The sequence below is a fragment of the Herbaspirillum sp. VT-16-41 genome (assembly GCF_001994935.1).
GTDB classification, from domain to species: Bacteria; Pseudomonadota; Gammaproteobacteria; order Burkholderiales; family Burkholderiaceae_D; genus Herbaspirillum; species Herbaspirillum frisingense.
Window position 1 is genome coordinate 265,429 of sequence record NZ_MUXB01000079.1, and the last position, 11,538, is coordinate 276,966.

The 11,538-nt window shown below is 56.6% G+C and carries 12 protein-coding genes and 1 pseudogene; 7 read left to right on the plus strand and 6 right to left on the minus strand.

Annotation, left to right across the window (positions count from 1 at the left end):
* Nucleotides 1-422: 422 nt before the first annotated feature.
* The 7 genes and pseudogenes from BTM36_RS06120 to BTM36_RS06150 all read left to right on the plus strand — a co-directional run.
* Complete coding sequence (locus tag BTM36_RS06120) at nt 423-1,469, plus strand: zinc-dependent alcohol dehydrogenase family protein (RefSeq protein ID WP_077235585.1); 1,047 nt, start codon at nt 423-425, stop codon at nt 1,467-1,469.
* Nucleotides 1,470-1,595: 126 nt separating this feature from the next.
* Nucleotides 1,596-2,978 (plus strand): NAD-dependent succinate-semialdehyde dehydrogenase, encoded by a 1,383-nt coding sequence (locus BTM36_RS06125; RefSeq protein WP_077235586.1) that lies wholly within the window; start codon nt 1,596-1,598, stop codon nt 2,976-2,978.
* Nucleotides 2,979-2,987: 9 nt separating this feature from the next.
* Nucleotides 2,988-4,151, plus strand: a complete 1,164-nt coding sequence (locus tag BTM36_RS06130; RefSeq protein ID WP_077235587.1) for an NAD(P) transhydrogenase subunit alpha — start codon at nt 2,988-2,990, stop codon at nt 4,149-4,151.
* The gene (locus tag BTM36_RS06135; protein ID WP_077235588.1) at nt 4,148-4,516 is read left to right on the plus strand and encodes an NAD(P) transhydrogenase subunit alpha; all 369 of its coding nucleotides are present in this window, start codon (nt 4,148-4,150) and stop codon (nt 4,514-4,516) included. The genes BTM36_RS06130 and BTM36_RS06135 overlap by 4 nt, the downstream gene beginning before the upstream one ends.
* Nucleotides 4,517-4,525: 9 nt before the next feature.
* Complete coding sequence (locus tag BTM36_RS06140) at nt 4,526-5,971, plus strand: NAD(P)(+) transhydrogenase (Re/Si-specific) subunit beta (protein WP_077235589.1); 1,446 nt, start codon at nt 4,526-4,528, stop codon at nt 5,969-5,971.
* A 98-nt stretch (nt 5,972-6,069) separates the two neighbouring features.
* Nucleotides 6,070-7,104 (plus strand): alcohol dehydrogenase AdhP, encoded by a 1,035-nt coding sequence (gene adhP, locus BTM36_RS06145; RefSeq protein ID WP_077235590.1) that lies wholly within the window; start codon nt 6,070-6,072, stop codon nt 7,102-7,104.
* Nucleotides 7,105-7,173: 69 nt separating this feature from the next.
* Nucleotides 7,174-7,317: pseudogene (locus tag BTM36_RS06150) on the plus strand (transposase); the annotation flags it as partial.
* 229 nt (nt 7,318-7,546) lie between these two features.
* On the opposite strand, the gene BTM36_RS06155 reads toward BTM36_RS06150, so the two are convergent.
* From BTM36_RS06155 to BTM36_RS06175, 6 genes are all read right to left on the minus strand, one after another.
* Nucleotides 7,547-7,783 (minus strand): hypothetical protein, encoded by a 237-nt coding sequence (locus BTM36_RS06155; protein ID WP_006465534.1) that lies wholly within the window; start codon nt 7,781-7,783, stop codon nt 7,547-7,549.
* 277 nt (nt 7,784-8,060) lie between these two features.
* Nucleotides 8,061-8,480 (minus strand): hypothetical protein, encoded by a 420-nt coding sequence (locus BTM36_RS06160; protein WP_254426944.1) that lies wholly within the window; start codon nt 8,478-8,480, stop codon nt 8,061-8,063.
* Entirely contained in the window at nt 8,477-8,623 is a 147-nt protein-coding gene (locus BTM36_RS28275; protein WP_168189750.1) for a hypothetical protein, read from the minus strand. The genes BTM36_RS06160 and BTM36_RS28275 overlap by 4 nt, the downstream gene beginning before the upstream one ends.
* A complete protein-coding gene (locus tag BTM36_RS06165; protein WP_077235591.1) occupies nt 8,620-10,671 on the minus strand; it encodes a replication endonuclease in 2,052 nt (683 codons plus the stop codon). Before BTM36_RS06165 ends, BTM36_RS28275 begins: the two co-directional genes overlap by 4 nt.
* Nucleotides 10,661-11,017: a hypothetical protein gene (locus tag BTM36_RS28580; protein ID WP_254426945.1), complete on the minus strand. Its 357-nt coding sequence runs from the start codon at nt 11,015-11,017 to the stop codon at nt 10,661-10,663. The genes BTM36_RS06165 and BTM36_RS28580 overlap by 11 nt, the downstream gene beginning before the upstream one ends.
* A gap of 85 nt (nt 11,018-11,102) precedes the next feature.
* On the minus strand, nt 11,103-11,324 hold the full coding sequence (locus tag BTM36_RS06175) for a hypothetical protein (RefSeq protein ID WP_077235592.1): 222 nt from the start codon (nt 11,322-11,324) through the stop codon (nt 11,103-11,105).
* Between the last annotated feature and the right edge of the window lie 214 nt (nt 11,325-11,538).

Here is an 11,538-nt window from a genome sequence, read left to right on the forward strand (position 1 = left end):
ATGACTGCATACGAACAGAAGCACGATCGGCGCGGCTGCACAGAGCATGTTTCAATCGACTTCCTGACTTTAAAGAAGTCTTTAGTGAGAGTCTGTTGGATATCGAACATGGGACGGATGTCTCGAAATTTCGGTAGCAGGTAGAGAGACATGCAGAGGAACTACTTCTGTATTGAAACAGAGAGACAGTCCGGGTACCAAAATCGCGTATGAAGAGACTAAGTCGTTCAACGGGATGCGCCCGAAATTTGCACAGTAGCCCAATCGACGCAATGCATTCTCTAGAAGCACTCCAAGGTGGATTTTTCATACTGCCAAAGCGGGTTAGCGTACAGAAGGCAGATGACGTCAGAGCACACAATTGGTCTCCCGGATTATCGAATCCATCAAATGACCGATTCTCAGCTCTGCAGGAGGGTGCGATGAAGGCTTTAATCTACAAAGGCAGCAACAATAAGGCACTTGAAGACCGTTCTAAGCCCGACATTGCAGCGCCCGGCGATGCCATCGTGAAGATCATGAAGACTACGATCTGCGGTACAGATCTCCATATTCTCAAGGGACACGTGGCAAGCTGTAAGCCAGGCCGCATCCTTGGACATGAAGGTGTAGGCATCGTCGATTCGGTGGGAACGGCCGTAGCGACGTTTCACAAAGGCGATCACGTACTTATTTCCTGTGTTTCCTCATGCGGGAAATGTGAGTATTGCCGGCGCGGGATGTACTCACATTGCCTCACAGGCGGGTGGATACTTGGGAATACGATTGATGGCACGCAGGCTGAATATGTGCGCATACCACATGCAGATACCAGTCTGTATCCGGTACCAGCTGGCGCCGATGAAGATGCGTTGGTTATGCTCAGCGATATCCTGCCCACTGGATTCGAGTGCGGTGTACTCAATGGCAAAGTGGCCCCGGGCTCGATCGTAGCGATTGTCGGTGCCGGGCCGATCGGCTTGGCAACTTTGCTGACGGCGCAATTCTATTCGCCGGCGAAGATCATCATGATCGATCTGGACCAGAGCCGTCTGGAGGTGGCAAAGCGATTTGGCGCAACCGACATTATCAACAGCGCAGATGGGGCCGTACGCGAGAAGATCATGCAAATGACGCAGGAAAAGGGCGTCGATGCTGCGATTGAGGCCGTTGGGATTCCGGCCACGTTCGATCTATGTCAGCAAGTCGTGGCGGCGGGAGGAACTATCGCCAATATTGGTGTGCATGGCGTACCGGTCCAATTGCATCTGGAAAAGCTCTGGGACCGCAATATTTCCATTACCACCCGGCTGGTGGATACCGTTAGCACGCCCATGCTGCTCAAATCCCTTGCTGCTAAAAAAATCGATGCCTTACAACTGATTACGCATCGCTTTAAGTTCGATGAGATTCTGGAGGCTTATGAGACTTTTGCGCATGCTCCTGAAACCAAGTCACTGAAAGTCATCATCGAGGCTAATGAGCAATGAGTAGCCGATTCTGACGGGAAAAAGTTCCTGATCCCTCAGGACGACGGTTCAGCGCTGTTTTGAAGGTTGATCGTTCTTGGCTATCGCTGCTCTGCCAATTCGCTTCTAATCAACAAGGAATATGCCATGAGCTACGAAAGTGTTAATCCTTATGACGGCACTGTCCTACAAAAGTTTGAGGAAATGACCGATGGGCAGTTGGAATCTGCCCTTGCAACGGCCGCTGCCTGCTTTGAAATCTGGAATAAGAAGAGTTACGGCGAGCGCGCCGTGATCGTTGCCAGGGCGGCGGTGCTGATGCGAGAGCGCAGCGAGGAATTTGCGCGGCCCGTCACGCTTGAGATGGGAAAGCTGATCACCCAGGCGCGTGGCGAAGTGGAACTGAGCGCCGACATCATCGACCATTACGCAAAGAATGCCGAGACCTTCCTGGCACCAGAAGCACTGCATCCGACAACCGGCGAAGCAGAGATCCAGAACGCAGCTTTTGGAGTGCTGTTTGGCGTGGAACCTTGGAATTTTCCTTACTATCAGCTCGCACGCTTTGCAGCCCCCAATCTGATGGCCGGCAATGTAGTGATGGTAAAGCACGCGGGATGTGTGCCTCAATGTGCTATCGCCTTTGAGAAGTTATGGCTGGATGCCGGTGCACCTGCCGGGGCCTACACCAACCTGCTCATTTCATACGACCAGGTCAACCGCGTCATAGATGACCCGCGTATCAAAGGTATTGCCCTGACCGGCAGCGTGGAGGCCGGCAAAGCTGTGGCAGCGCGCGCGGGTCTGAATCTGAAGAAATCGACGATGGAATTGGGTGGTAGCGACGCCTTTATCGTGCTGGAGGATGCCGATCTCGACAAGACCGTCGAATGGGCGGTGTGGGCCAAGATGAACAACACCGGCCAGTGCTGTGTTGCGGCCAAGCGCTTTATTGTGGTCGAGGAGCTGGCGGATCGATTTCTTGATAAGTTCCAGACTGCGCTTGCCAAGCTCAAACCGGGCAATCCGATGGATGTGGCAACCACGCTAGGGCCGCTCTCGACCGAGGCAGCATTGATCAAGTTGCTCGCCCAAGTGAAGCAGGCGGTTGAGAAAGGCGCAAAGCTGGTGATGGGCGGCAAGCGCCTCAATCGTCCGGGCGCTTTCATGGAGCCCACAATTCTAAGTCATATCACTCCAGACAATCCTGCCTTCAGGGATGAATTCTTCGGACCGGTGGCATTGTTCTTCCGCGTCAAGGATGAGAACGAAGCAATTGCGCTGGCCAACGACTCCGAATTTGGCCTCGGCGGCTCCATCTTTACCCGAGACGTACACCGCGGCAAGCGTTTGGCCAGCCACATCAATACCGGTATGGTATTCATCAATCATCCCACCTGGACTACGCCCGATTTACCGTTCGGCGGCATCAAGAATTCGGGCTACGGACGTGAATTGTCGAGCATGGGCATCCAGGAGTTCGTGAACAAAAAACTGGTGCGCACGGCTTCGATAGATGCCCCAGCATAGGCCATCAGTATGTACGTCACTATTGCCATCCTGAAGGAAATGCGACCGCATGAACGCCGTGTCGCGCTGGTTCCGGCTCTTGTGCCCAAACTGATCAAGCTTGGCGCCAGGCTGCACATGCAAACTGATGCGGGTGTCAGCGCCGGCTACCACGACGCCGCCTATGAGGAGGTCCTCTTTACTTCCGATTGTGCTCAACTGCTCGAGCGGGCCGATGTCGTGCTCGCCGTTCAGCCTCCCTCGGTACAACAGGTCAATGCGATGCAGGAGGGGGCAATTCTCATATCGTTCATCTACCCGGAAATAGCGACCAGCCTGATGCAATGCTTGTTGGATAAAAAGATCACCTGCTTTGCGATGGAACGCATTCCCCGCATCACTCGTGCACAGGCGATGGATGCACTCTCCAGTCAGTCTGCACTGGCCGGCTACTACGGCGTACAGCTGGGTGCGACGCATCTCGCCAGAATCCTGCCGAAGATCACCACCGCAGCCGGGCCAGTGGGACCTGCCCGGGTACTGGTGATGGGACTTGGGGTAGCCGGTCTGGAAGCGATCGCCACCGCGCATCGCCTGGGTGCGGTCGTCGAGGCCTATGACGTTCGTCCTGAGACCCAGGAACAGGCACTCTCGCTGGGCGCGAGCTTCATCGACACTGGAGTTGACGCACGTGGCGAGGGAGGTTATGCCCGTGCCTTGAGTGCTGACGAACAGGTGAAGATCGATGCCGTCCTCACGCGACATATACAGCAGGCCGATCTCATCATCACTACTGCGGCGATTCCCGGAAAGCCCTCTCCCAAGCTGATCAGCGCCGAACAGTTGAAAGGTATGAAAGGAGGGGCGGTCATTGTGGATATGTCGGCCGAGGGCGGCGGCAACTGCTTCGATACGCGGCCTGGTGAGACCGCGTACATCGGTGCTGTCACCATTGTTGCACCGCTAAATATTCCCTCTTTGTTGAGCAGCGATGCTAGCGATCTGTATGCCAGGAACCAATACAACCTGCTGGCCTTGATGCTGAAAAATAACGTCGTCACTATCGATTGGGATGACGAAGTCCTGGCTAGAACGGCGGTAACCCATTCCGGCAATCTGCAGAACGGCATTGTGCTGGCCAACCACGCATCGGCCGACAGCATGGAAAGCGACATCATCAGGAGCGCACAATGAATCCCGACTTCAGCATTAACGGCTATGCGGCCGTCTATATCCTCATGTTGGCCGGCGTTACCGGCTGGGTGGTGGTCACTCGTGTGCCGGCCATATTGCACACGCCGCTGATGTCCGGCTCCAATTTCGTGCACGGCATTGTAGTCGTTGGCGCACTGTATGCGTTGCTCAATGCCGGCACGACACTGGATCAGGTCATCGGTTTCTTCGCCGTGCTGCTGGGCGCTGGCAACGCGGTGGGCGGCTACGCGGTAACCGAACGCATGCTGGCGATGTTTCAGCCGGGGCCAACCAAACCGCTGCATCCCAGAACATCGAAACGACGCGCGAAGAAAGCCGCACAGACCAAGCCCACGCCCGGCTGAGGAACCAGCATGATCAACTCGATTGCACAACTACTAATCGGCGGCGTGGATCTGGCTGCAGCGTTTCTTCTGATCTATGGTCTCAAACGCATGTCATCGCCCGTCACCGCACCGTCAGGGATTGTGCTAGCAGGTGGCGGCATGCTGGCCGCAGTCGTGGTTGGTTTCTTCTATATTGCCGGTGTCCATGCAAGTGCACAGCTGCATCTGCCGCTCAATATCGCACTTGCAATCGCGGCCTTGCTATTGGGGGGCGGCACGGCGTGGTTGAGCGGGAAACGTGTAGCGATGACCTCCATGCCTCAGATGGTTGCGCTCTATAACGGTATGGGCGGCGGGGCTGCAGCAGCGATCGCGGCGATGGAACTGTTCAGTACTCGCGCCATCGGAATCCCATCACTCAGCATTACCTTGCTCGGCGCGCTGATTGGATCTGTATCGCTGTCCGGATCGCTGGTTGCGTGGGCCAAGCTGGAAGGAGTAATTAAGCAGCCCCTGAGGTTTCGCGGGCAACAAATCCTAAACGGTACCGCCATGCTGGCTACCATCATTCTCGGAGGCTTCATCGTCTATCTGACGCAAGTGGTGATCGGTACACCACAGCCGGCGCCGCTATTGGTCTGCCTGTTTTTTGCTTTTGCGCTGGTCTTCGGTGTGCTGATGACATTGCCTATTGGCGGTGCCGATATGCCCGTGGTGATTTCCATTTACAACGCATTAACGGGGCTGGCCGTGGCCCTGGAGGGGCTCGTTCTGCAAAATCCGGCGCTCATGATCGCTGGCATGGTAGTGGGCGCGGCCGGCTTATCGCTCACTCAACTGATGGCCAAGGCAATGAATCGATCGATCGGTAATGTGGTGTTCACCAATTTCGGTGCGGTTGCGAAGACCAGGCCGGGTGCTATCAAAGGCGAACTGAAGCCGGTCGATGCTGGCGACGCCGGGATTTCCATGCGCTATGCCGGTAGCGTAATCATCGTGCCAGGATACGGGCTTGCCGTCGCTCACGGCCAACAAAAGCTATATGAGTTCGTAAAATTGTTGCAGGTGGCCGGCGTTACTGTGAAGTTCGCGGTGCATCCGGTTGCGGGGCGTATGCCGGGCCAAATGGATGTACTGCTGGCCGAGGCTAGTGTGCCTTACGACATGATCTATCAGCTTGAAGATATCAATGAAGAATTCAGCCACACCGATGTAGTGATGGTGATAGGCGCCAATGATGTGGTCAATCCTGCTGCACGCAACGACAAGTCATCACCGATTTTCGGCATGCCCATCCTCAATGCCGACCAGGCGAAGAAAATATACATCGTGAAGCGCGGTGAAGGCCGTGGTTATGCTGGTATTGAAAATCCCCTGTTCTACGGGGACAACTGCGAGATGGTGTATGGCGACGCGCAAACCGTACTGGTAAAAATGATTGAGGCGATCCGTGGCCTGGCTAGCACGGCCTAAAAAAACACGGCATATGTAATGAGTGCACCGCTGGGCGGCAGCGTGCTCAAGTCTTCCGCTCCACCCGTCTTCAATTCTCAAAATCAAAGGAATTCATAATGGCACTGAAAATGCAAGCCGCAGTCGTCGAGCAGTTCCGAAAGCCTTTGGTTCTACGGGAGCGGGATATTCCCACGCCGGCAGCAGGCCAGATTGTTGTCAAGACGGAAGCCTGTGGGGTGTGCCACACCGATCTGCATGCCGCTAAGGGAGATTGGCCTCTGAAGCCAACACTGCCATTCATACCTGGACATGAAGGTATCGGTTTGGTTGTAGCCGTCGGTGCCGGAGTGAGTAGGGTGAAGGCGGGTGACCGCGTCGGTGTGCCCTGGTTGTTTTCCGCTTGCGGCCATTGTGAATATTGCCTGAAAGCCTGGGAGACCGTATGTGGCCAGGCCCAATTCGGTGGCTACACCGTCAACGGCGGATTTGCCGAATACATTCTCGCTGATCCTGCCTATGTCGCACACATTCCGGCAGGACTCAGTGCGCTGCAAGCGGCGCCGATCATCTGTGCCGGTGTCACTACCTACAAGGGTATCAAGGAGACCTCGGTCAAGCCCGGTGAATGGATTGCCATCTCCGGCGCTGGGGGCCTGGGCCATTTGGCGGTGCAATACGCCAAAGTCATGGGACTCAACGTGTGCGCGATTGATGTCGACGATGGCAAGCTGGAGCACGCCAGGCAGTTGGGAGCAGATTTGCTGATCAATGCCAAAGCCAGCGATCCGGCTGTAGTGTTGAAGAAAGAAATCGGCGGAGGGGCGCATGGTGTGCTTGTCACTGCACCATCGCTAAGCGCCTTCGCGCAGGGTGTTTCTATGACGCGTAAGCTTGGCACCTGCGTACTGGTCGGCTTACCGCCGGGAGAATTTCCGATACCGCTGTTCGATGTGGTGGCCAATTGCATCACCATTCGCGGTTCGTTTGTCGGAACTCGCCAGGACATGAATGAGGCGCTTGCTTTTGCCGCAACCGGTAAGGTCAAGGCAGATATCGAGTTGCAGCCGCTTTCGGCCATCAATCAGGTCTTCGAACGGCTGGAACATGGCCAGGTGGCCTCGCGTGTGGTGATTGATTTCGCGGATGGCTGACCGAGTGGCTACCTTCAGCAGGCAATGGAAGGTGGGTCAAATGGAGAGGGCCAAATCTGCGAGCAAATCAACATCTAGGTTTACTTCTGCGATCCACGCAGTCCATAGCAGCGCGGATCGAACGAGAACATAAACGGCTTGCTGCGACAGTACTTCCCTAATGGATTGGATATCTCTGGCTACTCCCAGGCTCAACTCAATGCCATTGCGCGACTGCCGTGATTTGCGGCCTGGGCGGGGGCGATATACGATCGCTATCAGGGCGATCGCGGCGGCAATGAAATCTGAGGATTAGCAGGCCGGGACCCCGGCCTGGGTCGAACGGGCTGCTCGGAATTTTGAACTGACCCGTAAATTCGGACGGCTTAAAAGCTAGCCAGCGAAGGCCTGAGTTCGGTATTGCACCGGGCTCAGGCCTTTCAGTTTGAGGCGGATTAAGGCATCAATGCCGGATTTCATACGCTTCCTTGGCTTCCTGGCGCTGCCTGTCTAGGTAGTCGCCAACGTCACGTACATCAGCCACGCGGTTCCTACCCTCCTTACGCGTTGGGATTGGAAATGTTCCTGCCGAGATTTTATTGTGAGCGGTGCCGACCTCCAAGCTGATTTCCTCGCAGACTTCGGCCAGTGTCATCGTCATGCGCTCATATTTCATTACTAAGAACATTTGTGCCTTCATATCACACCTTCGTTGCGCAGAGTGCCCCTCAGCTTTTGAAACAATCTGTTGAGACGTGAAATGGAGATTCGATAGGCTCTCCAGCAGAGGCAACCGTTCACGGCATTGTATTCACGATGCATTTCGTCACTAGCGTGATCAATGCTGCACAGAAACTGTCCAACAAAATTGGATTGTTGTTTAGAGCTTGTAAAGATCGTCGCCTTCATAATGCCGGATGTAGATTATGTCTTTCGGTTTCTGCATTTTTGTCTAGGGCATGTTTCTGCTTCGGAGCTTAGGGTTTAACTGCTCGGCCAGTATCTGTAGAAGCTGCCCACAGAGGCTCTGATTTCAACTTTTCGCTGTAGTCGCTCAGGCACAGACGTCTGGCTTCTTGGTTCGGCATATTACGGCGCAGGCTTCCCGCATCATCGCAAGTGAGGATGTCCACCAGCGGCACGCCCCGGAATTGCCCTGCCAGCTCGTCATCCAGCTCCACCCAGGCGAATCTCTGGCCATTGCCCAGGTGCTGACGGATGACCGATACATAGCCAGCCAGTACACCGTCATCTGGTGTGTTGAACGTGATGCGGTCCAGGGGCTGCGGTGGCAGCATGACGAAATCACGCTGTTTCGGCTGCTTGGCGAAATACGTGGTGTCGTAACCTTCGGCGCGGTAAGACACGGCGGGATTGGTGGTTGTGGTTGCGTTCACTTTTGGTTCTCCTGAATGGCCGTAACAGAGCACACGCCAAAGCGATCGACGGCGGCGGCGATCACGTCGCAGCTATGGGCTGCGATGGCGGTGTAAGAATGGCGTGCGTTGGAAGTGCGCACGACGACACGAAACGCGGTCATGGGGCGTTCCCTTTCGTTGGGTTGGTATCAATCGGAAGTTCTGTCACATCGAGCCGGCCGGCCCGCCAGTCGGCGACCTGGCACGGCGTTCCACGGCGCGGCGATTTATCCTGCACCGGCACCACGCGCGGCCATGGGCATGCCTTGATTGCGTCCCATGAGGCCAGGGCCTGGCGCTGTTCGTCGGCGGTCATAGCTGGCCCTGGCCATGTCGGCATGTCGTCCACCACCGGTCGAGGCCAGGGACATGCGCCCAGGGCGAGCCAGGCATGATCGATCTGGGCGGCTTGGTCGGGCTTGAACATGACCGGCGCTGGTGATGTCTTCGGCTCGAAGGACACATCTGCTGAAAAGTCAGGCCCAGCGGGCTGCGTACAGTTATTTACACGAGTCCAAGGGAACCCCGAACCCGCCGAAGCGCGGGCGTCGTGTCCTTGAACTGGCGTCCATGTGTGCCGAACGGATTTAAAAACCACACCGACCATCTGGCGACACTGGACGCCATAAGGCATGACGCGCTCGCACTCTTCATAGCGACCGCTGACTGTCTTGGTTTCCTTCGCCAGCGTGACCATCAGATCGTCGCGCTTCACGATGGCACCGCCTTGGGCGCGCAAATAGCTGGCCCAGCACGCGCGCTTCTCGCCCTCGACCTTCTGCACCGCATCCCAGGCAGCAGCCATCGCCGGTGGTGCTTCTTGCACCATGTCTGCCGGAACGCGGCGCAGCTCGCGCCAGACGCTTACCGGTGCGCCACCCCATTGCTGGAACTGACGAATCCCCCAGCGGGCCGCCCAGGCTTCCACGCGGGCCGAGGGCGTCAGCTCACGATCACCCGCCATATCGGTGGTGATGAGATAGCCTTCCTTGGTCTTGTGGTCCGCCACCCCATCGATGTTCTTGGCCACATATTTGGCGATGTAGCCCGCAGCACTACCTTTCGCCCAGTCGATACGCTTCACATCCAGGCGGCGCTTGAATGCGCCAGGCTCGCCGCGATCCACACGCCAGGCATATCTCTTCATGACGCGGATAGCGCGGCTGGCCACGTCCTTGACGTGCGGCGTGGTGTAATCCTGCAGTGCGCGCACGAACACCAGCATGTGCCAGTGCGGGCAACCATCGTGATGCGGTTCGGCAATACGGAAGCCGTACAGGCCGATACCGCGACGGGCCAGCGCCGAACGCGCCAGCGCAGTCATCTTGCCGAGGTACTTATTGGCGGTGCGCGGGTCCGAACCGTCATACTTCGGATTCGGCTTACCGGTGTGCAGCGTCGCATGGAAGCGCGATGGGCAAGACCAGGTGAGGAACAGGCCCTGATCGTTGCACTCCTTCGCAATGGCCTCGAAACCATTGATGCGCAGCATGAGTTCGCCACGACGAATGGTCTTATTGGCAGTCGTCTTCTCGGCCAGCTCAGCAATGCTGAATTCCTGGCCAGCCTCATTGCGCACAATGGTTGATTCCAGTGCGGCAGCATTTCTCCGGTTCTGTGCCAGGCGAGACAGTACGGCGTCATTACTGGCATAGGGCTCGCCGTGGTAATGGACGTAGCCCAGGCGGATATTGCCGCCCTCAAAGGCGCGGCCGACCACCTTGCGCAGTTGCCTGCGCCACCAGCGTGGATCCACGACACGTGCAATGATGGCGCGCAGGTCATCATCATCCACTTCAGGCATATCAATGCCGTAGTCGCTACACTCTTGTTCAATGAGGTCGCGTGCGTGGGTGTCAGAAATCGCTTTCCATAAAACCTTCTTGACGTTCTCGGCGGCTTTCTCGGCCGTGGCGCAAATATCGGCATCATCCTGCGACAGGTCCACGCCGGCCGGTACGTACTGCTCAGCGAATTCGCGGACGAACTGAACCGCAACCGGTTCAAAGATCTTGTTCCAGTGCCATACCGACATCAGTTCCAGCGCCTGGCTCACGACACGTCCGCGCCACTTCAGCGGAATACGTGCCAGTTCTCCGGCAAACTGGCGAGATTCGACGAAGGCCCGATGCCGACGCCGTGTCTTCGCATCGACTGTTCTAGACTGCATTGAGGGCTCTTTCATACGTCGTAATGGCACGCAGCACCGCATGGCGCATGGCCAGGCGTTCAGCTTCTGTGAAGGAGTGAATAGGGCATTCCCAGCGATCCGCCGAGAATCCCGCCAGGGCCAGAATGTGTCGACGCACTGGCTTGGGCATCGCTGCCCAGGAATAGGCAATCCCGGTTTGGAGATTGGGCCGCCGCCGGTTGCGCAGTAGAGAAATGGATTTCTCTAGCTCAGCCTTGGCTGCTTCATTACCCGGAGGCGTGGGCACCCATGCCGCGCGCTCACGCAGCAAGTCCGCAGCCGAACGGAATGACGCATGGTCCTTAATTCGTGCACCGCGCATCATTACCCTTTCACCAGCCCAAGAGCAGTCAGAAAAGCCGGCGCAAGCAGCAACAGCACAGCGATGCTATGAGCGATCACAGTACGCATTACCATGCCCCCATCAGACCACCGAGACGCTGCAAGCGCTGGACGAGGCGGGCGGAAATAACGTTCTTCCCTTGCCAGATCACATTCCACTGCAGTTCGTCTTGCAGTACTACTTTGCGCAGCAGCATGCGCTGGGCGCATTGAAATTCTTTGAGATCGTCGCCCATGCGAAGCCGCAGCGAGGCGAGGGCAAGCGTTGTCTGTTGCTGATCGAGAGCCATGGAGGTTTCTTTAGGGTGAGCGAATCCCGCGTGCGCCAAACGGCGCACGATAGGTCCTAGTAAATTTTGGGGTTCAGCGACCGGCTAGGCGGTCAGCAGCAAGTCAGGCAGTACCTGTTCCTTGGGGTGCAAGGTATGCACGGGGCGAGATGGGAAGGCTCACCTCGGGATTGGGCATGGCCGACAGGGAAACGGTACGAGAAATCTCCAGCGG